The sequence below is a fragment of the Virgibacillus siamensis genome, assembly GCF_900162695.1.
GTDB classification, from domain to species: domain Bacteria; phylum Bacillota; class Bacilli; order Bacillales; family Amphibacillaceae; genus Lentibacillus; species Lentibacillus siamensis_A.
Map to the genome: position 1 here is coordinate 2,747,699 of NZ_FUIH01000007.1, position 22,735 is coordinate 2,770,433.

General features: G+C 43.6%; 26 protein-coding genes. 9 read left to right on the forward strand and 17 right to left on the reverse strand.

Annotation, left to right across the window (positions count from 1 at the left end; translation table 11 throughout):
- The first annotated feature begins 17 nt into the window (after window positions 1–17).
- Window positions 18–911, forward strand: a complete 894-nt coding sequence (gene dapA / locus B1K71_RS17035) for a 4-hydroxy-tetrahydrodipicolinate synthase (protein ID WP_077329143.1) — start codon at window positions 18–20, stop codon at window positions 909–911.
- 30 nt (window positions 912–941) lie between these two features.
- Complete coding sequence (locus B1K71_RS17040; protein ID WP_077329145.1) at window positions 942–2,429, forward strand: aldehyde dehydrogenase family protein; 1,488 nt, start codon at window positions 942–944, stop codon at window positions 2,427–2,429.
- Window positions 2,430–2,701: 272 nt separating this feature from the next.
- Here B1K71_RS17040 and B1K71_RS17045 read toward each other — a convergent pair whose 3' ends face one another.
- From B1K71_RS17045 to B1K71_RS17055, 3 genes are all read right to left on the reverse strand, one after another.
- Window positions 2,702–3,097 (reverse strand): type II toxin-antitoxin system death-on-curing family toxin, encoded by a 396-nt coding sequence (locus B1K71_RS17045; protein ID WP_077329147.1) that lies wholly within the window; start codon window positions 3,095–3,097, stop codon window positions 2,702–2,704.
- Complete coding sequence (locus B1K71_RS17050) at window positions 3,098–3,361, reverse strand: AbrB/MazE/SpoVT family DNA-binding domain-containing protein (protein ID WP_077329149.1); 264 nt, start codon at window positions 3,359–3,361, stop codon at window positions 3,098–3,100.
- Window positions 3,362–3,772: 411 nt separating this feature from the next.
- Window positions 3,773–4,003: a hypothetical protein gene (locus tag B1K71_RS17055; protein WP_139343355.1), complete on the reverse strand. Its 231-nt coding sequence runs from the start codon at window positions 4,001–4,003 to the stop codon at window positions 3,773–3,775.
- Between the two features lie 144 nt (window positions 4,004–4,147).
- Between B1K71_RS17055 and B1K71_RS20010 the strand changes: the two genes are divergently transcribed.
- The 3 genes from B1K71_RS20010 to B1K71_RS20015 all read left to right on the forward strand — a co-directional run bounded on the left by B1K71_RS20010 (window position 4,148) and on the right by B1K71_RS20015 (window position 5,301).
- Window positions 4,148–4,285 (forward strand): hypothetical protein, encoded by a 138-nt coding sequence (locus tag B1K71_RS20010; RefSeq protein ID WP_175631952.1) that lies wholly within the window; start codon window positions 4,148–4,150, stop codon window positions 4,283–4,285.
- Window positions 4,286–4,354: 69 nt separating this feature from the next.
- On the forward strand, window positions 4,355–5,137 hold the full coding sequence (locus tag B1K71_RS17060) for a hypothetical protein (RefSeq protein ID WP_077329153.1): 783 nt from the start codon (window positions 4,355–4,357) through the stop codon (window positions 5,135–5,137).
- Window positions 5,138–5,157: 20 nt separating this feature from the next.
- Window positions 5,158–5,301 carry a hypothetical protein gene (locus B1K71_RS20015; protein WP_175631953.1) on the forward strand — a complete coding sequence of 48 codons (144 nt, stop codon included), beginning with the start codon at window positions 5,158–5,160 and terminating at the stop codon, window positions 5,299–5,301.
- A 192-nt stretch (window positions 5,302–5,493) separates the two neighbouring features.
- On the opposite strand, the gene B1K71_RS17065 is transcribed toward B1K71_RS20015, so the two are convergent.
- From B1K71_RS17065 to B1K71_RS17080, 4 genes are read right to left on the reverse strand one after another with little or no spacing between them, the layout of a single operon-like run.
- Window positions 5,494–6,636, reverse strand: a complete 1,143-nt coding sequence (locus B1K71_RS17065; RefSeq protein WP_077329155.1) for a mannitol-1-phosphate 5-dehydrogenase — start codon at window positions 6,634–6,636, stop codon at window positions 5,494–5,496.
- Window positions 6,637–7,074 (reverse strand): PTS sugar transporter subunit IIA, encoded by a 438-nt coding sequence (locus B1K71_RS17070; protein WP_077329157.1) that lies wholly within the window; start codon window positions 7,072–7,074, stop codon window positions 6,637–6,639.
- A 14-nt stretch (window positions 7,075–7,088) separates the two neighbouring features.
- Window positions 7,089–9,173 carry a BglG family transcription antiterminator gene (locus B1K71_RS17075; protein WP_077329159.1) on the reverse strand — a complete coding sequence of 695 codons (2,085 nt, stop codon included), beginning with the start codon at window positions 9,171–9,173 and terminating at the stop codon, window positions 7,089–7,091.
- A gap of 22 nt (window positions 9,174–9,195) precedes the next feature.
- Window positions 9,196–10,608, reverse strand: a complete 1,413-nt coding sequence (locus tag B1K71_RS17080; RefSeq protein ID WP_077329161.1) for a PTS mannitol transporter subunit IICB — start codon at window positions 10,606–10,608, stop codon at window positions 9,196–9,198.
- A 193-nt stretch (window positions 10,609–10,801) separates the two neighbouring features.
- On the opposite strand from B1K71_RS17080, the gene B1K71_RS17085 reads away from it, so the two are divergent.
- Window positions 10,802–11,224 carry a GNAT family N-acetyltransferase gene (locus tag B1K71_RS17085; protein ID WP_077329163.1) on the forward strand — a complete coding sequence of 141 codons (423 nt, stop codon included), beginning with the start codon at window positions 10,802–10,804 and terminating at the stop codon, window positions 11,222–11,224.
- Window positions 11,225–11,273: 49 nt separating this feature from the next.
- Here the strand turns inward: B1K71_RS17085 and B1K71_RS17090 are convergent, their stop codons facing one another.
- Window positions 11,274–12,983: a M14 family metallopeptidase gene (locus tag B1K71_RS17090; protein WP_077329165.1), complete on the reverse strand. Its 1,710-nt coding sequence runs from the start codon at window positions 12,981–12,983 to the stop codon at window positions 11,274–11,276.
- A 239-nt stretch (window positions 12,984–13,222) separates the two neighbouring features.
- Between B1K71_RS17090 and B1K71_RS17095 the strand changes: the two genes are divergently transcribed.
- Window positions 13,223–13,636, forward strand: a complete 414-nt coding sequence (locus B1K71_RS17095; protein WP_245799332.1) for an NUDIX hydrolase — start codon at window positions 13,223–13,225, stop codon at window positions 13,634–13,636.
- 337 nt (window positions 13,637–13,973) lie between these two features.
- On the opposite strand, the gene B1K71_RS20020 is transcribed toward B1K71_RS17095, so the two are convergent.
- The 8 genes from B1K71_RS20020 to B1K71_RS17125 form a co-directional block, all read right to left on the reverse strand.
- Complete coding sequence (locus B1K71_RS20020; protein WP_175631954.1) at window positions 13,974–14,117, reverse strand: hypothetical protein; 144 nt, start codon at window positions 14,115–14,117, stop codon at window positions 13,974–13,976.
- A gap of 52 nt (window positions 14,118–14,169) precedes the next feature.
- Window positions 14,170–15,222 carry a galactitol-1-phosphate 5-dehydrogenase gene (locus tag B1K71_RS17100; RefSeq protein ID WP_077329167.1) on the reverse strand — a complete coding sequence of 351 codons (1,053 nt, stop codon included), beginning with the start codon at window positions 15,220–15,222 and terminating at the stop codon, window positions 14,170–14,172.
- A 20-nt stretch (window positions 15,223–15,242) separates the two neighbouring features.
- Window positions 15,243–15,410 carry a hypothetical protein gene (locus tag B1K71_RS20025; RefSeq protein ID WP_175631955.1) on the reverse strand — a complete coding sequence of 56 codons (168 nt, stop codon included), beginning with the start codon at window positions 15,408–15,410 and terminating at the stop codon, window positions 15,243–15,245.
- Window positions 15,411–15,419: 9 nt separating this feature from the next.
- Window positions 15,420–16,460: a zinc-binding dehydrogenase gene (locus tag B1K71_RS17105; protein ID WP_077329169.1), complete on the reverse strand. Its 1,041-nt coding sequence runs from the start codon at window positions 16,458–16,460 to the stop codon at window positions 15,420–15,422.
- Window positions 16,461–16,487: 27 nt separating this feature from the next.
- Entirely contained in the window at window positions 16,488–17,747 is a 1,260-nt protein-coding gene (locus B1K71_RS17110) for a galactitol-specific PTS transporter subunit IIC (protein ID WP_077329171.1), read from the reverse strand.
- Window positions 17,748–17,815: 68 nt separating this feature from the next.
- A complete protein-coding gene (locus B1K71_RS17115) occupies window positions 17,816–18,100 on the reverse strand; it encodes a PTS sugar transporter subunit IIB (RefSeq protein ID WP_077329173.1) in 285 nt (94 codons plus the stop codon).
- Window position 18,101: 1 nt separating this feature from the next.
- Window positions 18,102–18,590, reverse strand: a complete 489-nt coding sequence (locus B1K71_RS17120) for a PTS sugar transporter subunit IIA (RefSeq protein ID WP_428848864.1) — start codon at window positions 18,588–18,590, stop codon at window positions 18,102–18,104.
- A gap of 8 nt (window positions 18,591–18,598) precedes the next feature.
- Window positions 18,599–20,650 (reverse strand): BglG family transcription antiterminator, encoded by a 2,052-nt coding sequence (locus B1K71_RS17125; RefSeq protein ID WP_077329177.1) that lies wholly within the window; start codon window positions 20,648–20,650, stop codon window positions 18,599–18,601.
- 215 nt (window positions 20,651–20,865) lie between these two features.
- On the opposite strand from B1K71_RS17125, the gene B1K71_RS17130 reads away from it, so the two are divergent.
- A complete protein-coding gene (locus B1K71_RS17130) occupies window positions 20,866–21,804 on the forward strand; it encodes a DUF6270 domain-containing protein (protein WP_077329179.1) in 939 nt (312 codons plus the stop codon).
- A gap of 200 nt (window positions 21,805–22,004) precedes the next feature.
- The gene (locus tag B1K71_RS20425; RefSeq protein ID WP_139343394.1) at window positions 22,005–22,079 is read left to right on the forward strand and encodes a putative holin-like toxin; all 75 of its coding nucleotides are present in this window, start codon (window positions 22,005–22,007) and stop codon (window positions 22,077–22,079) included.
- A 245-nt stretch (window positions 22,080–22,324) separates the two neighbouring features.
- Here the strand turns inward: B1K71_RS20425 and B1K71_RS17135 are convergent, their stop codons facing one another.
- On the reverse strand, window positions 22,325–22,732 hold the full coding sequence (locus tag B1K71_RS17135) for a VOC family protein (protein ID WP_077329181.1): 408 nt from the start codon (window positions 22,730–22,732) through the stop codon (window positions 22,325–22,327).
- Window positions 22,733–22,735: the final 3 nt, after the last annotated feature.

Below are 22,735 nucleotides of genomic sequence, written 5' to 3' on the forward strand. Positions count from 1 at the left end.
TTTAGGAGGATTTACAAATGGCATTATTAGAAGGAGCGTTTCCAGTACTTGCAACACCGATGCATGAAGATGAAACAGTTGATTACGAAGGTCTGAAGCAAAATATTGAACATTTTATCAGTTCAAACGTGGCCGGTATTATCGTCAACGGCAGTACTGGTGAATTTGTCAGTCTAACAAAAGAAGAAAAGTTCGAACTTATGGAAGCAGCTGCGGAACAGGTAAATGGGCGCATTCCGTTAATTATCGGCACCGCGGCTGAAACGACGGCAGATGCTGTGGAATATACGAAAAAGGCTGAAGCGGTTGGGGCGGATGCTGCGCTGTTAATCAACTCGTATTATGCGCACCCGAAAGAAAATGAAATCTATGAACATTTTAAAACAGTTGCTGAATCTGTATCACTGCCTGTCATGATTTATAATAATCCATTCACTTCCGGGATTGATATTGAGACGGAAACCATTTTACAAGTGGGACGTGATGTTGACAATATCACACACGTCAAAGAATCAAGTGGTGAAATCCGTAAAGTGCGGGATATCGCAAGACAAGGAGAACAATTTATCAAGCCGTTTTGCGGATCGGATGACCTTGTGCTTGAATCCTTTTTAGTGGGAGCAACCGGCTGGGTATCTGTAGCCGGAAACATTGTACCTGAATTGGCAACTGATCTCTATACGAGCTACAAGGAAGGCGACCTGGACAAAGCCTGGGATATCTATGATCAAATCCTGCCGCTTTGCAATTTCCTGGAGGATTCCGGAAAATATGTGCAAATCGTCAAACGGGGTATGGAGCTGCAAGGGTTGGCAGGCGGGCCTTCACGTAAGCCGCGGCTGCCGTTAACAGCTGATGAGGAAACAACATTGCGGGAAATTTTAAGCAACATACAAACTGTCAAACAGTAACAACCAAAATTTTAAGGAGGTTACATTTACATGGCTACAAAAGAAATGGTGCTAAAACCGAAAGTGGAGGAGTTTTTACAAGGTGTCAAAGGACTGTATATTAATGGGGATTATGTACAGTCCAAAAATGGCGAGACGTTCGATGTGCTGAACCCGGCAACAGAAGAGGTGATCGCAACGGTAAGTGAGGCACAGGAATCCGACATTGATGTTGCGGTTGAAGCTGCCAAACAGGCTTTTAAAGAAGGTGACTGGACCAAAATGGAGGCGGCGGAACGGTCACATTTGATTTATAAATTCGCCGACTTACTCGACGAAAACCGCGAAGAACTTGCACAGCTTGAAGCCCTGGATAACGGAAAACCATATGAGGTGGCATTGGAAGACGACATAGACGGCACCGTTCAGCACTTCCGTTATTATGCCGGCTGGGCCACAAAAATTACAGGAAAAACAGTCAATGTATCGCCTGATTATTTTAATTATATTGTACATGAGCCTGTAGGAGTTGTCGGCCAAATTATCCCGTGGAATTTTCCGCTTGCCATGGCCGGATGGAAACTCGGTTCCGCGCTTGCTGTAGGATGCACGGTGGTCATTAAACCGGCAAGTGAAACACCATTGTCACTGCTTTACGCTGCAAAATTGTTCAAGGAAGCCGGATTTCCGGATGGTGTTGTGAATGTTGTTCCCGGTGCAGGCCGGGTAGCGGGAGAAGCAATCATTACGCATAAAGATATTGCAAAAGTTGCTTTCACCGGTTCCACAGCAGTTGGAAAAAATGTCATGCAACAGGCTGCTGATGATATTAAGGACATTACGCTGGAACTCGGCGGCAAATCCCCCAGCATAATTTTCGATGATGCAAATTTGGACGAAGCAATTGAAGGATCTTTAAACGGTACAATGTATAACCACGGTCAAAACTGCAGCGCCTGTACTCGACTCTATGTTCAACGTGATCATTATGATCATGTGGTGGACGCCATTGCAGAGCGTGCCAGAGCCATTAAACTTGGACCAGGCATGGATGCTGATACCGAAATGGGTCCCCTAATTTCAGCCAAACAACAGCAAACCGTCCTTGATTATATCGAAAAAGGTAAAGCTGAAGGAGCACGCCTCGTAGCAGGAGGCAAAAAGGCATTTGACAAAGGCTATTTTGTTGAACCAACTGTCTTCGCCGATGTTGAAGATGATATGACCATTGCACGGGAAGAAATCTTCGGACCGGTAATCGCCATCTTTCCATTTGATTCAGAGGAAGAAGTTGTAAAGCGTGCAAACGACAGTGAATATGGTTTAGCCGCCAGCGTCTGGACAGAGAATATCCGTAAAGGACACCGCGTTTCCGGAAAACTGCAGGCAGGAACTGTTTGGGTGAATGATTTCGGCCTTGAATTAGAAACCATGCCTTTTGGCGGCTACAAGAAATCCGGAGTTGGCCGCGAAATGGGCGGCGAATATGGTTTGGCCAATTACACAGAAGTAAAAAGTGTTTTGGTTAGGATAACATGATTTAGTTGCAGTTAAATGAAGATACCCACCCGTGATGCTGTTTGGGTGGGTATCTTTTTTTGCGATGAGTTCGCACGTTTTAGTAGTGACTTTGCATGTTTCAAGCTAGGTTCGCACACTTTAGCTATCACTTCGCACGTTTCAAGCTAGGTTCAAATGCCTTGGCTATCACTTCGCACGTTTCAAGCTAGGTTCGCACGCCTTGGCTATCACTTCGCACGTTTCAAGCAATAACGTGATTTAGCAATAGTTAAGTTGAACTACCATTTCCATCAAAATGCTTCTGTATTTTCTTCCAACCATCCTTTAATATCTGACAAGGAAGCTTCCCCCTTTGCAACTATAACTGTGAAGTCTTCGTTTAATTGATCATTTCTTTTTATTTTGTAACCATTTTTCTTTAAAAAGACATCTACTGAAGCAAATGCGGTACGCTTATTTCCATTATACAAACAATGATTTCTGGCTAAGGACTCGAAAAATGCTGCTGCTTTTTCCAATAAAACCGGATAGGCATCTTCACCGAATGCGGGTTGTTGCGATCGATGTACTGCTGATTCAAGCAGCCCCTGATCCTTAATTCCGGAATGCTCTCCCTTTCCATACTTCTTCATAATCATAAAATGGATTAATACAACATCTTTTGTGTTCAAGTATGTTATTTCCATTTATCTATCCTTTAGTTTCTTAAATACTTCATCGTGCTCATCAAGCGTTTCAGCGAGCATCTCCACCAATTCAGTATCCACACGGTCTTCCCATTTTTCATGTTTAGTTACAATTATCTGATTATCCTTAATATCAAACCCAAGTTCGTCACCGCGTTTTATCCCAAGGGAATCGACGATGGATTTTGGCAGTCCAACACTTAGACTATTTCCAGTTTGAGTGACTTTGCGAAATTCCTTTTCCTTCGTTGTAATCACACCCATTCATTCATTCTCCCTTCTAGTATATTCTGTTAATAATTATTATATACATTATTATGTAATTACATAATAACATAAATAAAAGCCATTACAAGTAATGAAATTTGCTGGTTGCTGGGCGCTGGAGTTAGCCGCGAAAAAAGACCGGCTCTCACAGTCCCTTGCCGTATTTGTATAAATCGGTTATAGTTGAATAAGAATATGGGAGGAGAGGAAATATCCTCTCCTTTGGGACCTCAGAGCTTCTCCCTCTGCGAATGGGAGTGGCTCTTTTTCTTTTTTCTCATATGCAACAAGGCGACCGATAAATTAATAACGGCAACAGCCAATGTTGGACTAATTATATAAAACCTCTACCTTAAAACAAAACCTGCCACCAAACCCGGTGACAGTGCTTTGTCTTATGATATTCCTTTAATTATCCAACTCTTCCATCACAGACGCCAAAACACGATCATCCGGCTCCAGACCAGATACTTCCTGCAATGTCCGCTCATAACCCTTTTCCGCAATCATCTGCTGCAGCTTAACCGTCATCTTACTTATTGTGAAGGTACAATGCCGCGACGATGATTTTGCTAATGTAATCCTGATGTATGTCCCGGTCAAATCCATACGCATAAATAAGAACTCCGCCAGTTTCATTCAATGCGCTGCTGATGATGCAATGACACAAGTAGTACAATTTACTAATGTATAAATACTATTCCACCATACCCACACTGTTTTTAGTATTAAAAAAGCAATACCGTCATATTAATCAAATACTAAGGGATGGAGGTTGGTACAATGAAAGAACGATTTAAAACAATTAAAAATGCAAACACAAACGCTAAAATAATAAATAAAAGGAAAAAGAAACTGGGTAATGGAAAAAAGGTTTATTTTTCGACACTTAAAAGGAATACCAAAAAGATTGGGAATTAATATATTTGTGTCAATCAAATAATTTTGGTAATATTAAGATAATTAATTGTAGCGAGGAGCTATAAGAGGATGTCCAAAAAAGTAGTGACATGGGTTTTTGGATTTTTATTGATTAACCTTCTATTATTTTTTATTAATGCATTTAATAAAGATATAATAGAACTTGTACACAAAGGGATGAGTACATATGTAACGATTCCCACATTAATTTATGAGGAAAATTCAGGTGTAATAGAACGATTTTTTAGATTTGCTGGTTTACTTATCATCTACATAGTTTTTCTGCTTGGAATTGTACTTAGTATCACCTCCCTTTTACGCAAAGAAGGACAACCTACCTCCACGTATGAGGATATTGAAGAACATCTTGTAGAGGCACTGCTATCTGTAGAAAATGGCGAAGTAGAACACGTTATAAATGCAAAGGTTATTTCTTATTTAACAGCAATGGAAACAGAAATAAGAAGAATATTTAATCTTAAAAGAAAAAAATTGGACGTTATTTGGTATCTTCCCAAAGAAAATGATGATGGAGATTATGAGTTATTCTACTTAAAACCTGCCAAGGACATTAATAGTTTAGGGGCATTGATAGATCGAACTTTGGAAGAAGAAGGAATTCGCTTTAAAGATAAAAGTACTAAAGATAGATATGATTTGGATGATTGTAGGTTTAATCAATTTATCACTGTTAGAAACTATGGAAAAGTTAGATTTGGTGTTGCATTGGGAATATATGAAGACAATATATTAAATGATTTCAATGAGCAGGAGTTTATTAAATTTACAACAAATATGTTATTATTAGGATACAATAAAGAGTTTGTAGAGGCGATAAGGAAGGCACATTAATAACTAAAGGGGATGATAAAATGAAAACAGTTCAAAAAAGAAAATCCTCAGGTTCAGTGACACTCAAGCGAAACAAAAAAGCAGCCCTAGGAACTTATCATAAGGGAATTAAAGATATTAGTAATAAGAAAGCACCAAAAGTAAAACTGGTACATTCAAAATAAATGAAAACAGAAATAAAATGGGACAATTTAGTAAAATTGTCTCATTTTATTTTGGAATCCCCCCAACAGCAATTGTGAAACCTTCCATTTGAGATTATCCCTGTAGCGTAAACCATCACATATAAAACCCTACCTCAAAAAACAAAACCTGCCACCAAACCCGGTGACAGTGCTTTGTCCTATGATATTCCTTTATTTATCCAACTCTTCCATCACAGACGCCAAAACACGATCATCCGGCTCCAAACCGGATACTTCCTGCAATGTCTGCTCATAGCCCTTTTCCGCAATCATCTGCTGCAGCTTCACTGCCTCATCGTCTTCGTCATTCACAAAATTCAGTGCTGCTGCGATCGTTTTTGCAAGGTAAACGGGTTTCTTGCCAGTCACTTTCACATATTCACTGGCTGGTCTAATTAACCGATCCATGGAACCCAGTTTCCGAATCGGTCCGCGCCCGACCCGCTTCACATCATCTGATATATGCGGATTTTGGAAGCGGGCAATGATTTTGTCGATATAATCCTGGTGTGTTTCCCGGTCAAAATCATACGTTTGGATGAGCACCTCACCTGATTCGCTTAATGCGCCGCTGATGATTTCCTGAATGTGCGGGTCGTTCATCGCTTCATTAATCGTGCTATATCCCATGTTCTGGCCGATGTATGCCGGGACCGCATGACCTGTGTTGACAGTAAACAGCTTCCGCTCAATGTATGGCTGGAGATCATCGACGTATGTGATGCCATCAATTGCAGGCACTTCTCCTTTAACGGCGGACGTTTCCACTACCCACTCATAATACAGTTCAACGGAAACTGTTAACAGATCGGCATTCGACTGGTTCGGTACAATCCGATCCACTGCGGCATTTGGAAAGCCGAACAGTTCGTCAAAGGACTCCTGCTCTTCCGCATTCACATGTGCATATACTTTTTCTTTTAGCAGCGCGCTGCCGCCGATCATATTTTCACACGCAATCAAATTAAGGAATTTCCCATTTCGCGCAGCCCGCTCCTGCAGCCCGCGGGCAATGAGCTCCGCGATAATCGGCAGGATATTCGGACCGACAGCAGTTGTGACGACATCAGCCTTTACGATAGCATCCACCACATCTTCCGGATCAGCGACGCTGTTAATGCCGGAGATGTTTTTCACGGTCAATGTTTCGCTGTTTTCCGCTGCCAAAATAACGTTATATTCTTTTTTCGTGTTAAGTTCATTTATAACTGCTTCATTCACATCGACGAATGTTGTGTGGAAACCTGCTTTGTACAGAAGTTCTCCGATGAAACCGCGGCCGATGTTTCCGGCGCCAAAATGTACAGCTAACATTTATTCCACCTCGTCAAATAAAGCGAGGATTTGTTCACTGGAATCTGCATCAATCATTTTTTGGATGTTTTCTTCCTCTGAACATATGATTGCAATTTTGGAAAGCACTTCGAGATGTTCATCCCCTTTTCCGGCGATGCCGATCAATACTTTAACCGTATTGCCGCTGCCGAAGTCAACTCCATCCGGAATGGTCACAATCGAAATACCGGTTTTGGTCACTGTGTTTTTGGAGTCCTCTGTTCCGTGCGGGATGGCGACGTAGTTTCCCATATAGGTTGACGTCACTTCTTCGCGTTCCAGCATTTTTTCCACATATTCTGTTTCCACATAGCCATTGTCGACTAAAATTCCGCCGACATAACGGACTGCTTCTTCTTTTCCACTCAATTTCGCACCCAATTTAATAGTTTGTTCGTTTAAAATTTCATTTTCCATGATGGTTCCACTCCTTACAGAATATTTTTGTCATATAAAAACTTTTGCATCTCGCGGCTCATAAAGGCCATTACCTGTTCTTCATCGCCTGATTCAAACAGCCGCATGCTCTCTTCATCTTGAATAATCAAGCTGCTGAGGTGGCTGAGCACATCAAGTGTCTCCTGATTGGCATCATCCGGCGCCAGCATAACCAGTATCGTGTCCGCCTTCATTGGGGAATTGTCCATCCCCTCCAATGTTAACGGATGCCCCAGCGGATAGATGCTAAAACTCAGGCTATCCAGTCCGCTTGACCGGGCATGATACAGTGCAAGCGTTGTATCTGGTATTCCGAGCCCGCCTTTTTGTTCCCGTTTTTGCAGCTTTTGAATAACCAGTTCCCGATTTCGGATCAGATCATGTGTTTCCAGTGCATTGCCAATCACCTGCAAAACAGATGCTGTCGGCAATTTTTCCTGTATGTTTGCGACATAGACAGAATTTAAAAGATCAGCGACTGCTTTTGTGTAATGCTGGGTTCTTTTCAATTGCTGCATGAAATCGTCATTCTGCTGCAATGGCTTGGCATCATGGGACAGCCGGCGAGTTATTTTCCGCTGCTTAATCGCTTTTTTGATGCGATGCACCTCAGCATTTGTCAGCATTGGTGAAATTTGAATATATTCATCTTGAAAACCTTCCAGCCCGATTGTGGAAACCACGACATCATATTTACCCAGTTCTTGCTGGTCCAAGTCCAGTACCGATTTATTTTCCACGTGCTTAATTTCGGGAACGTGCTGTTTCAGCTTGGTTGCCAATATCTTCGCTGTCCCAATGCCACTGGAGCAAATAACAAGTGCTCGAATGCCGGTACCTGCTTCATCACGGATCATCGCCGCTGCAAAGTGCAGGACAAGATAACCGATTTCGTCATCCGGAAAATCGAGTTCCGGAAAAATTTCCTCGACCGCTTCCTGAATCAGGTCAAACAGTGAAGCATAATCACGTTTGATCTCCTCAATCAGCGGGTTACGGATTACCAGCCCTTGCTTCATCCTGTAAATGGACGGCTTTAAATGGGCTGCCAGATCATTCAGCAATACGGTATTTTCGCGCAAATCGTCCTGAACCATACTGCTGATGTAAGTTATCAGCTCTTTTGCTTTGTAAACAATGTCCAGACCGGATTCTTCCATTAAACTGTTTTGATTGGACCGTATTTTCGCACCCATTAAATGCATCGTAATATAGCCGATTTCATCCTTGGGAATGTCCATCTGGAAGGCCTCTTCAAAATGCCGGATCATTTTCCGGGCGACAGCAAATTCTCTGGATTCCTCCATTTGCGCCAAATAGTCGGGATCCATATGAATCGAATCGCCTTTTAATAACCGCTCCAGCGCAAGCGCCAAATGGACAACCAATCCGATATATGCACTGTCAGCCAGCTTTTGCGGCAATTCGTCCATCGCCGCATTCACCGTTTTTTCAATGATGGTTAATTTCTCCGGATCAACCAGGCCAAGCAGCCGATTGGAAATCGTATTTGTTTGCTGCTGTTTTTTTATATTTTTCTTCAACAGCGCTACATATTTGAACGGGTCCATATGCGACGCGATTAAACTGCTTAACGCTGCCCGCTTGTTGGATTCATTCCCTTCCATCCGAACCCCGTATCCTCTTTTGCGCACCAGCGAAAGATTGTACGTATGAAGCTCGTTCTCCAGCAGGTCCAAATCATTGCTGACCGTCGCGATCGTTACCTTTAATTCATTAGCAAGGGTGAAAAGCTTGATCGGCTCATCCATTTCCAGCAATGTCGAAAAAATAATCGCCTGCCGCTCTTCTGCGGTAAAATCCGAAAATGCTGTATTGGAGACCTCTTTTTCCAATTCGTGTTTCGCTTCCGAATCGCCGGATAGTTGCAGCCCCACACCTGATTGGCGATCCAATTGCAAACCGTAGCCCGCAACCATTTCTTCCACACTTTTCAAATTGCGATGCACCGTTCGTTCGCTCACATCAAGGGTTTTGGCAATTTGATTTACCAAAAGTGCCTCATCGGCATCAAGAAGCAATTGAATTATTTTTCGCGCACGGCCGGAAATATACATGCTTTTCACCTCTTAAGCGTGTCTATTTTTTAAAACGTTCCACCAGTTCATCATATTTAGGACTGTTTAAGAAGTTTTCCACAGAAACGTGTTCCGCATCCGGTATTTTCGCTTCGGCACTGCTCGTCAAATCCTTATGCGTGATAACCAGATCCGCATCATCCGGAATTTGGCTGATTGCCGAATTGGTAACGAAAATATCAATGTCCGCTTTTTTGAACTTGTTTTTCAACAGGGATGCGCCCATTGCACTGGAACCCATTCCCGCATCACAAGCAAAAATAATTTTATTGATTTCATCGTTCGATTTTACAGCCGGTTCTTCTTCTTCTTTTAAAGAATCCGCTACAGAACTTTTCTTGCCTTTCATTTCTTCCATTTTATCAGTAGCAGCCGACAAATCCTCATCCTTCGCTTTACTTGTTTTCAAAATAAGTGATGCGATAACAAATGAGACTGCTGTAGCCACGAGAACACCGGCGATAACGCCAAGATAATTTCCTTGCGGTGTCATGAGCAGAACGGCAATGATGCTGCCCGGTGATGCCGGCCCAACCAAACCTGTTTGGAAGAGTGTCAAGGTGAACACACCACTCATACCGCCGCCGATAACGGCAAGTAACAATGCAGGCTTCATCAATACATATGGGAAATAAATTTCATGAATTCCACCGATAAACTGGATGATTGCTGCACCTGGAGCAGAACTTTTAGACGCCCCTTTACCAAAAATCGAAAACGCCAGAAGCACACCGAGTCCCGGACCAGGGTTTGCCTCAAGCAGAAGCAAAATGGAATCCCCAATATCTTTAGCTTGCTCCAATCCAAGCGGAGTCAGAATCCCATGGTTAATGGCATTGTTTAAAAATAATACCTTCGCCGGTTCAACAATGATACTGGCAAGCGGCAACAAGCCGGCATTAATAATCGCCTCCACACCTGCTGCTAACGCTGAACTCAGACCTCCCACAACAGGGCCGATTAATTTAACCGCAATACCCGCCAGAATCGCCCCGAGGATCCCTGCTGAAAAATTGTTATACAGCATTTCAAATCCTGATTTGACTTTATCCTGAAACAAATCGTCAACTTTCTTGATCAAATATCCGCCCAGAGGTCCCATAATCATCGCCCCCAGGAACATCGGAATATCCGTCCCGGCAATAACCCCCATTGTTGCAATGGCACCGACGACACCACCGCGCATGTCATATACAATCCTGCCGCCTGAATACCCGATTAATAGTGGTAGCAAGTAGTAAAGCATCGGGTCCACCAATACCGCTAAATCTTCATTCGGAATCCATCCATCAGGAATGAAAAGCGCGGTAATAATCCCCCACGCGATAAAAGCTCCTATATTCGGCATAATCATACCGCTCAGAAAGCTTCCAAATCGCTGTACTTTCGCCCGAAATCCTTTCTTTTCAGCCATGATAAAGCGCTCCTTTTTTATTAGTTTATAAGTCCTTAATTCAAGGTTACTGCGGATATAGAGCGTTTACAACAGAATCTAAATGCTATTTTGTCAGTGTCGATACTGACAAGATTAAAATGAAGTCAAAATGTAACAATCATATGCTATACTATTTGAACCAGATGATTTTTCAGTGAAGGGATGCGTTAAGATGAAAATCATACAGCGTAATGATCAGTTTGCCCGAAAATATGTTCAGGAAAAAGTAATCGAACACAACATGACAAAACTGCCGGAAGAATTAAAAACCAACAAAGAAGAACTTTGCTTTCTGCTGGAAGATGATCACGGGGATGTAATCGGCGGTGTTACCTTCACAATGTACTGGCAGCACATCCACCTTGACTTTTTATGGGTAGAAGAAACACTCCGCTTGGAAGGATACGGCCGGATGCTGTTGGAGCATTTGGAAAAATTCGCAGTCGACAATGGCTGCAGGTTAATTTTCCTGGATACGCTAAGTTTTCAAGCACCGGAATTTTACTTAAAAAATGGATTCCAGACATTTGGTGTTTTGGAAGATCATCCGAAAGGCTTTAATCAGTACTTTTTACAGAAGCGGTTGATGGATTGAATATGGTGAAAAATAACCCCGGAACTCTTAACGAATTCCGGGGTACATTCTATTTTTCTACCAATTGCTCTTCTTTCATATATCGATAAACCGGCACAACATCACCAACATCCACCGGCAAATAATTAAAGGTGATATAGCTATCAATTGATTCCGGCTCCAGTGCCACAGAAATTAGATTTGCCCCTGGCTGAGCAGAACTGAATACAAAACTTCCTTTCGGGAATACACGTGTTGTTTCCTTAATATCGGTTGTAACATGATTAATCTGATGACCCTGGTATAAATCATCTTCCACCTTTTTACCGGTGACTTTATAACGTTCAACCGGTATCTCTTTTGCTTCTTGAAGTTTCTTTACTTCCACTCCCATGGTTTTCAATTTCCGGGCAACTTCCTGATATTCCGGTGGCACGATATATGCAGTCGGACGAACACGTTCCATTGTTGGTACCGCTTCTTCTGAACTATAGTAGTCGACCGGTATCTGCTTTATCGAACCTTCCGCTATGTCCACCACTTTTAATTGCTGCTTCCCCGGTAACTCCACGCGTTCATTTTTTAATACAATGGAATCGTTGTCACCTATCTTTGCACCTTGACGTACAATCTTCTCCTTGACATTGTCAATGATTTGTTTGATTGCTTTCGCCCGTTTCGCACTTGATTTAAGCAAGCTTGTATGCGCGGCCACGGTAGCAGCAACACGTCGTTCAAAATTTTCACGACCAATTCCGATTCCCCGGCTTTCGACTAAAATGGTAAAGCTTGGCTGAAGCCCGTACGCATTGGTATCCATGCGTGCCTCCAAACCACCTTCTGTAATGGTCGTTTTCTGCGCTGAACGATCAACAATGTAATATGGATACGAAGAAAATCCGTTGTTTTTCAAATCTTTGTAAGCCGGTTTAACAAACCATTTAGATGACTTATTACGGATTTTCGCTGGTATATTCAGGTTGAAACCGGGAGCCAGCAGAATATCATGATACGGTAATGCCCCCTTTGTTCCAACATCCGGAAACTTACCGGGGTAAGTACTGTATTCGTGCGCACTGACCACTACTTCCGGCTGGAATTCGTTAAACACTTTGTGCAGTGTGCGGACTTCAGGAAGTTCAAGTTTCATATGATCACGATTTGCATCTAATCCGTTAGCAGTCTCCCGTTGAAAGTAGTAAGAGCCGTCCGGGTTTATGCGGGGAACGATAATTACGTTAATATCATCAAGTAAGTTGTTCCCTAATTTACCTTCAGCCAGTTTTTGCGCCATAACCAGCATGGATTCACCACCAGCCGGTTCATTTGCATGTATCTGCCCCTCCAGCATAACCGTCGTTTTATCCGACGTTTTTACATCATCGCTTTTTGAAAAAATAAGTAGCGGTATCTTGCGGCCTTCCAGCGAATGGCCGGCAGTTTTCATTTTCATATAATCACTTGATTGATCCAGTTCCTGCAGAAACCGCAGCATTTCTTCCTGGGTTGTAAAATTTGATTGTCCTTCCTGAAAAGCTGGAGTTTCAAAATCGACATTAGGTGCCGTAAATAATTCTTTAACTTGTTCAGGTTGCGAATAGCGCTTTCCGAAGTATGGCGTGAAGTCCTGCGATTTCGCTTGTGAAGTGGCTTTTGCTGGTGAAGCTTCAGCTATCTGACCGGTACCAAACAAAAGTGACGAGACCATTAGAATAACAGTTATAATCGTTAATAATTTTACCTTTCGAATCGTTAAGCCCTCCTTTAGATGATCGTTCAATTTTTCCTAAATGCGCCCCCTTCCTGTGTCGAAATTTAAAATATATTGTCTTATTAGATTCTCTTTTTAGATTGATAATTCCTTGCTACGAAAGATGCATTTTGAAAGCAGGACTTTCGGTATACGGCAATACAGCCGGTTCAAGTTAGTGTGCTATACTGAATGAAAAGGAGAGATTAGATGGAACTATGGGATGTGTATGATAGAAATCGAAAGCCAACCGGACGCACGAACGCGGTGTGCCATTGGCAGATGGCGACTATCACCTGGTTGTCAGCATTTGGATTGTGAATGATAGAGGAGAATTTCTAATTTCGAAGCGGCATCCCGAGAAAACACATCCGAATTTGTGGGAGTGCCCCGGTGGATCGGTGCTCACTGGCGAGGATAGCCTGCAGGGCGCATTACGTGAAGCCCAAGAAGAAATTGGAATTGATTTGTCCGGGTATGAAGGAGAACTGATTAGAAGTGTGCGCCGTGATGTATCCTTTTACGATGCCTGGCTGTTTCACGCTACTTTTCCAATTGAAGATGTCGTCCCCCAACTGGAAGAAGTGGTCGACGCCAGGTGGGCTACTGTTGAAGAGATCAAACGTTTGATCAGGGACGAGAAGTTCGTACCGTCGTTGGGGTATTTTTTGGATGTTTTTTGAAGATATGGCGGATCGGGTGGGATAAGTGGTTCGCGCGATTTGGGGTGTCGCGCGATTTGACCCACTCGTTGGGTCGCGAACTTTGCCAGATTCCGAATATCTATCAGAAAAACTTCCATAACTCACTTGCTCAGTTTCGATGGGAGTTCGCACGTTTGAGTGGGTGGATCGCACGTTTCGGCGGGACTTTGCACATTTAAGTGAGCAGTTCGCACGTCTCAGCGGCACTTCGCACGTATCCCACCGAAACGGGGTCAACTCTTGCTTCAGCGGATTTCCCTTTTTGTTCAGCGTTTCACGGGTTTCCTTCAGCGCATTACCGCTTTTCTTCAGCGGCTCATGCATTTTGTTCGGCGGATCCACCGTTTCCTTCAGCGGCCCCAGCATTGTGTTCGGCGGGTCCACCGTTTTCTTCAGCGCCTAACGCATTTCCTTCAGCGCATTCCCGCTTTCCTTCAGCACCCCCCATTTCATTTAGCACCACCCGCACCTCCTCCAACAAACAAAAACACCAAAACTGGCTAACACACCCGTTAGCCCAGCTCTGGGTAAAACAATACTTTTCCGAAAGTGTCTTTGCGGTTCACAATTTGATCGAAGACGTCCGGGCCTTCCTGCAGGTTCAGCCGGTGGGTGATGATTGGTTTCACGTTGAGCTGGCCGTTTGCCATAAAGTGGACGGTTGATTCCCATTCTTTTCCCGGGAATGGTGATGAAATGGCATTCCATGATCCGAGTACGGTTAATTCGCTGCGGACAATTTTTTCAAAGTAAAAACGTTCGATGTTCACATCTGCATACGGGATTCCCATAAATACCACTTCGCCGCCTTTTTTGGCGAGGGCAAATACTTGTGCGGATGTGACCGGGGACCCGGCAGATTCGACTGCGACATCGACACCGCTGCCGTTGGTTAACTCCATCACTTGGTCATATGCCGGGTTTTCCATGGGATTGACCGCTACATCCGCGCCAACTTCACGTGCGGTCTGGAGTTTTTCATCGTCAATATCGATGGCGTAGACGGTCTTCGCTCCGAAAATTTTTGCCCACTGAATGGCGAGAAGGCCAATGTTCCCGCAGCCCATTACCGCGACAATGCCTCCGGGCTGGAGGGATGTGCGGTACATTCCGTGCACAACGACAGCGGATGGTTCAATCATAGCTGCTGTGTCAAAGTCCACTTCATCCGGTATCGGTATAATATTTTCAGCGGGCAGCTTTACATATTCCGCATATGCGCCAGGGTGCCGTGCGCCGATAACGGTGAGCTTTTCACACCTGGATAGTTCTCCTTTGCGGCAGCTGTCACATTCCCCGCAATATAATGTCGGGCATCCGGCTACGCGATCACCCACATGCAGTCCGTCAACCCCCGCACCTGTTTCGACAACCACTCCGGAAAACTCATGGCCGAATGTCATGCCTTCCACATATGGTCCGAGTTTTTTATAGCGGGAGAGATCTGATCCGCAAATTCCAACAGCTTTTACTTTCACAATGACATCATCGGGATTTTCGATAACTGGTTTTATTGTATCTTCAAAACGCAAATCCTGTTTGCCGTACAGATTCAGTGCGCGCATATTGCTATCATCCTTTCATCTCAGCTGCCTGCTTCTGATTCGTGCTGTACTTTTTTCTTTTTAAAAAAGATGTTGCATAAAGCTGCTCCTACAACAATGCTGTTCAAAATCATTTGATGCTGGAAATAAAAATCTCCCACAGCTCTCCAGAATGGTCCCAACATAAAATCAAGAATGACTTCAATCATTTTATGCACCTACCTTTCCTGTTCAACAGGCGTCAGTAATACTTTGATTGCTTCCCCGCCTTTAATTGCCTGATACGCTTCATCCCACTCGGTAATCTTAAATTCATGCGTTACCATCGCTTCGGCGTTTACGTTTCTGCTGTTCATTAATTCCAGGGAAGGCTCCCAGTCAGCGGATTTTTGACTTCTGCTTCCGACAACACGGATTTCTTTTTGAATAATTTTTTCCAGGTCAAACGAAACATCCGGCTGCGGAAAAATACCGACTTGGCAGTACTGCCCTTTTTTGCGCAGCAGGTCCAGTCCCTGTTTGGCTGCCGGAACAGCTCCGGAGCATTCAAATACGATATCTGCGCCATATCCGTCCGTTAATTGATGAACAACTTCCTTTACATCCTGTTCCTGCGTATTGACGACATAGTTCATGCCTAGTTCTTCTGCTTTATTTAAACGGACCTGGTCATTCGTCAATCCGGTAATAATAACGGTTGCACCAAAGCTTTTTGCTACTTGTGCTGTAAACAGGCCAATTGGTCCCGGGCCGATGACGACAACAACATCACCATCTTTTATATCTGTCTTCGATACGGCATGGTGTGTACAAGCTAGTGGCTCGGTCATCGCAGCGGATTGGAAGCTTACACCGTCCGGAAGCTTGTGCACACTCTCCGCTCTGGCAATCAGATAGTTTGTAAATCCGCCATCCTGCTGCGTGCCTAGTCCTTTCCGGTGATTGCACAAGTTATAATCACCCGTCTTGCAATATTCACATTCCCCGCAAATAGAATAGGTAGTTTCCGATGTGACACGGTCTCCGACGGAAAAATCCGTTACTCCCTCTCCTGTTTCAACCACCACACCGGAAAATTCGTGTCCCAATGTGACCGGAACACCGACCTTGTAGTGCCCTTCATACGTATGAATATCCGACCCGCAAATTCCGGCGTATTTCACTTCAATTTTTACCTGATCCGGTCCTGGCGTTGGTTCGTTTTTTTCCTGAATTTCCAGGTTGCCGAATCCAAGCTCTGTTTTAACCAATGCTTTCATGTGAAATCCTCTCCTTATGCTGCATTGCTAGTTAAATAGTGAAAATATCTTGAAAATAATCCAGTTAATCAGGTTTCCGCCCTGATCAATACTTGAAATCTTGGTAGACCCTTCCGGCATGTCAAAGTTTGCATTCTTTGCCATTTCGGTGAAAATCGGTGCCACATCGGTTGCAATATATAACGAAATGGCAATCATGATCATTCCGACAATCACTGAATGTACAATGTTTCCTCTTGCCGCTCCGACAATGAACGCAACGACGAATGGTATGGTAGCCAAGTCGCCGAATGGCAATAGCGCGTTACCTGGTAAAATAATCGCCAGCACGACCGTTATTGGAACGAGAATGAGCGCTGTGGAAATAACGGAAGGATGACCCAACAGCACGGCCGCATCGAGACCGATGTAGATTTCCTTATCGCCGAAACGCTTGCTCAGCCATTGTCTCGCAGATTCCGAAACCGGCATCAGCCCTTCCATCAAAATCTTTACCATACGTGGCATTAAGACCATTACTGCAGCCATTGCCATCCCAATTTCAATAATTTCGCCGGCATTGTATCCGGCCAGAAAACCGATTGCTGCACCAAGGAACAGCCCGATAAAAATAGATTCACCAAACACGCCAAAGCGCTTCTGAATCGTATCCGGATCGGCGGACAAATTTTTGATTCCGGGGATTTTTTGCAGCCCTTTGACCAGAAAGATTCCCGGCGCATATGAAATGGTACTTCCAGTCGCAATCGATACACCCGGCATTTCATAGAAGTTTGTAACCATTGGTGCTGTCCAGTCCGCTACTTTGAGGCAGACAATCTGGAAAATAACAGCTGCGATTAACCCTTGAATGATACTTCCGGAAATGGCATACACCATGGCAGCCATGAATGTGTAGTGCCAAAAGTTCCAAATGTCGACGTTCATTGTTTTTGTCGTTTTCGTAACAAGCATCACAACGTTTACAACCAAACCGAGTGGAATGATAAACGCCGCAACCGTTGACGCCCATGCGATGGAAGATGTAGCCGGCCAGCCGACATCAATTACAGTTAAGCTGACACCGAGCCGTTCCACCATTCCCTGTGCGGCCGGTCCAAGGTTATTTACGAGCAGATCAATAACCAGAAATATACCAACAAAAGCAACGCCAATCGTCAGACCGGAACGAAATGCTTTTCCCGGTTTTTGACCAAAAAACAACCCTAATAAGAATATTGCGACAGGCAAAATGACAGTTGCCCCTAAATCAAGGAACGCCTGGATAAAATCAACAAATCCCTGCATGCTTCCTTCCTCCCTATATGGTTATTAATCTCGGTTTTTTTATCATAAAAAACCGAGATTAATAGGTTTTATTTTTTAAGTTCTTCCAAAATCTTCTGCTTTGTATCTTCTGTTCCGATTCCGGTTAAAAATGACTGTGCGTTGATAACCGGGAATGGAAATTCTTTTTTCGTCATGGCCGTAGTCACCAGTAAATCGGCAGTATCCACATAAGAACCAACTTCAGCAATCTTTATTTGAACCAGGTCAACATTTAGGTTATGTTCTTTGGCCATGTCCTCGATTGCACCGTTCACAACAGTGGAAGTCGCGATTCCAGCACCGCAAGCTACCAGTACTTGTTTCTTTGACATCTTATTCACCCCCTTCAAAGGAAAAAATCAGATTTTGTTCAATCAGTGTTTTAATGGTTGCCTTGTCTACTTCTGTAAGCTTCGTTAAGGTCTCCTCGTTCTGGAAAATCTGCATCAGGTTTTGCAGTAGTGAAAGCTGTGAATGGGCCTGATCCATTGCCAGCAGGAAAACGACCTTTACGGGTGTTTCCGCATCCGGATCTCCCATCACACCGAATGACACCGGATTCTTCAGCACCGCAATGCTGATTGTCTTTTGATTAACGTGCTCCACATCGGTATGCGGGATGGCCACGGACACTGTTTTGGTCGGCAATCCGGTTGCGAATTCGTTTTCCCTTGCAATAACGGCAGCACAATAACTTTCCTTTACCAAACCTTTGTTATACAGGTTTTGGCTCATTTCCGTCAGTACCTCTTCTTTATTTTTACTGTCCAAATCCAATAAAATGACGGATTCATCAAAAAACAGTTCACTCAATGTTGTCACCCCATCGTCTAAGTAGTTTTGGAATACGATTTCAGCAGGTTATGCACAGCTTCTTTGCTGTCAGCCTCCATTAAGGCATGTCGATCATTGTCATCGTGCACGAGTTTCATTAATTGCATCAGTGCCTGTAAATGCTGTTGTTTGTCAACGGCAGCAATGACAAAAATAAGGTTAATCGAATAATCTTTGGCAAATGTCACACCATGTTTCAACCGCAGTAGGCTCATGGAAACCTCGTTCACGCCATCTTCCGGTGCGGCATGCGGTATCGCAACATTTGGTGCAATGACAATATACGATTCCTTGTTATAATCATTCACCATTGCTTCCACGTAGTCTTCTTCAATCCGGCCGGTGCGCAGCATTGGTTCGGCACCAGTTCGAATTGCTTCCTCCCACGAGCTTACAGAATCTTTTAATACAATTCTGTCAGGTGGTATCAATTCTGCCAGTGTTGGTGAATGCGCTTGCTCCTGAATTGGATTCAAATCCGGCAGTTCATCACGATTTAAATACGTTTCCAGCTCGGTTTGCAGTTCTTTCTCGTTTTGAATATCGGTATGTTTTTTTATGATTGCAATCAAATCATCCGTACTGATTGTTGACGGTGTAAAACCGTGCAGCTCCTGCATCACCTGTTTGCGTAATGTGTTTTTTTCTTCCCGTTCCAAAAATGAATTGACGGTATACTGCCGTTTCGTCGTTTCCATTGCCACAGGAGAAAACACAATATCGTAGTCGAGCTGATAACGTTGAAACTCCCTTACGGACAGCGAATCCAAAAAGATAAATTCCGGAAATAAATCCCGCAGTTCACTGTACAACAGCCTTGATACTGAAACACCTTGCGGACAGACAACTACAGCTTTCACTTTCTCCTGAATGCTGTCCCCCTGCCTTGTCAGCCACCCGCCAATCAGCATCGTCAAATAAGTCGTTTCATTTTCCGGGATCGTGCTGCCAATCAATTTTTCCAGCGGGCCGGTTGACTTCTTCACAATATGATGGAGCGCTTTAAACTCCCTGCTTACTTCGGCTTTTATATCGTTTACTTCTGTCAGATGATACTTAATCCGGTAGTACGCAGGCTTGACATGGAGCATCAGTTTTTGCAACAACTGCTCTTTATCCTGCAGCTTCATACAGGCAGTCTGTTCAAACAAATCAATCATATTTTTCAGTGCATCCAGCAAATTCGGAATGGAATCTTTCGTCAAAAATTCCGACCAATGAACATTGGATGTTAATAAATGCAGCGTAATGAAAAGTCTTTCCTCTTCCGGAATATCCTGAAAGCCGGAAAACAGTTCTTCCGTTGCCGCATATTCCTTCGTATCTGCCAGTTCATTGTATTGAATGGAAAATGGCGCAATGACAAGCCCGTTTGAAATCCGCCGTAAAATAATGACAAACAGATACGGCATTACGTCAAGCTTTTCATCGGTGAACTTAAGATTTAACTTGTTTTCCACTTTTTCAATCCGGCCGGCCAGCGCTTCCACCTCATTTTCCGTAATTCCCGCCGCTTGCCTGATTCGCTGCTTGCCCTGATGAAGCTCAACTATTTTGTAAATCACCTTCATCAAAAGTTTTCGAATATGAAATTCATTGCCATCCATCTGGTAGCCCTCGCGCCTTGAATACCGGATGTTTAAATCGTAAGTTTCGGCGATATTCTGTGCCTGTTTTAAATCGGAAAGAATCGTGTTCTTGCTGACCGCCAGCTCGCTTGTAAAATGAATCAGCGACAAATCATGATTGCTCAAAATCATTAACAGGATCATGTACACGCGTTCATCTTCCGAAAGAATCCGTGTATCCATAGCCGAATTCGCATTACTGAATTTCGCAACAATTTCCGGCTTGATCAGAAAGTATCCCTGTTTCGTTCTTTCAATTTCGGGAAGGTTATGAAACTGCAGCCAGTCATTTATTTTGGTGATGCTGTATCCAAGCTGCCTGCGAGAAATGTTGTATCGGCATTCCAGTTCCTTGCCTTTTATGCCCGGATTATCCACCAAATCCCCAAACAGCTGACTGCTTCGTTCATCAAGTTGCATGCTAACCCTCCTTCCACTATTTATTGTATCAGCCGATTAGGCAGAAATGTATACGTTTTCAGCACAGTTTATTGAGAATGGAATGTACCATGTTGTGATGAGCTATTGTAAATCACGGTGGACGTGGGTTGGGAGGGGTTGTGCTGTGGGGGTTGATTCCTTGTTGGTGAAGGTTGATTTCCGGCGGGGAAGGGTTGATTCCTGGCCTGTGAGGGTTGTCCAAAAAACCAATCCGGATAACAAACAACTATCAGGTCCGGCTGATCAAGGATGCTTCCAATAAACTGCAGCTTCGGACCCGTATACGAACAGAGGAACCTGAGGGGCATGCATTAAGAATCGCGACGTGCGGCTCCTGCTTCAGCAGACTGGGATTTGGTTCGAAAGATTATTTTAATCCCGACTATAAAAATAAATATGAGGTGGTCTATACACAGTTTCATTCCTCCATTATCAGCATGATGGGGAAACCTGTTACATTTCCGAACGAACACTTTACCAGAATGCATCCAACACTGGCGGACCGCATTCGGAGCGACTTTGAAAAAGACTTTTTTAAAAACCTGAAACTGACAAAACCTGACTTTTTCATTCTTGATTTTTACGTGGATGGCTCAAAGGATGTTCTCTTTTTTGATAAAAAACACATCATTACCGGCAATTACATGTTGACCCAAAACATCAATTATCTTCATGAAATTGAACCGAAAGTAACCGTATTAAATCAGAAAGATATCACGACATTTCTGGAATATTGGCATCGGGCAATCAAGAAATTTGCCAGAAAACTGGTTACCTATATTCCGGAAGAGCGCATCATTCTTCAAAAAGTCCGAAAAGCAGAAGGGTATTACACAAAAGAAGGAGAATACCGCAAATTCAAAAACCAAACCTACATTCAACGCAGTAATTATCTGTTTGAATACATGGAGAATTATTTCCTGAACCTGTTACCGAATGCACAGGTGATTGATTTGTCTGATCAGGAATTTCATTCGCATTCCAAGCATCCGGGCGGGGTCACGCCGGATCACTATGAATCTGATTACTACAAACAATATATGAATCGTGTCGATGAACTTGTTCTGCGCTATTTCATCCGGAATCCGGGCTATCTGAAAAAACGGAAGAAAAAGGGAAAAACGCTTAAATGAAGAATAAAATTATAGAATTATTTTAGATGCAATACGTGTCCTTGAAAAAAGGTCCATGCCGATTCGGGAAGAAATGACATTCCTACATGCCTGGACAATCTGTTACGTGTTATAATAAAAATTGCAATAGTCTGGATTTCTCAAGGGTGGTCGGCGTTGCCTCCAGTCTCCAGCCAGGAGCGGAGAGGAGGTGAGCGCATATGACAACGTTTGATACGCTTTTTCTAATGCTGGCGTTTGGGACGCTTGTCGCAACAATGATCCACAAAAAATAGACCTCCCTTGAGTTAGCGGCTCATTTGGTCGAGGTCTATTTCGCACCAATGCCGACCCCCTTGAAGGGGATTCGACTATTGTATTGGCCGTTGACGTTCACCCGTCACGGCCTTTATTTAGTTTATTCATCTGACTTGTTTATATGTTCATTATACCATGAATTGACGGCTTGTACACCTGCAAAACGATAGGCCGTGAACACGTTGGATTTTATAAATTTAGCCAAACCGGGGCTTTCCATTAATCAGCTTTCAGTTACAATCTGAAAAGTCACACCGAATTTATCTACTACAGCACCAAACCCGGGACTGAATGGGGTTTCAATAAACGGATGGATTACGTGTCCACCCTGCTGCAGTGCGTCAAAAACCTGTTTTGATTTCTTCACGTTGTCCGCTGTTATACAGATTGTCACCTGGTTTCCCTCCTGAGAAGGATTATTCTTACCACAATCGGAAACCATAAGCTCTGCTTCGCCAATTTTCATCAATGCGTGTGCCACATGATTTTTCTCTTCTTCCGCTGTTTCCGTTGACATTTCACCGTGCGTAACCATACCAAGCATCTCAGCACCTAACGCTTTCTCATAATATCCAATTACTTCCTTGGCATTTCCGTTCATCATTAAATAGGGTGTCAATCGCAACGCCACTAA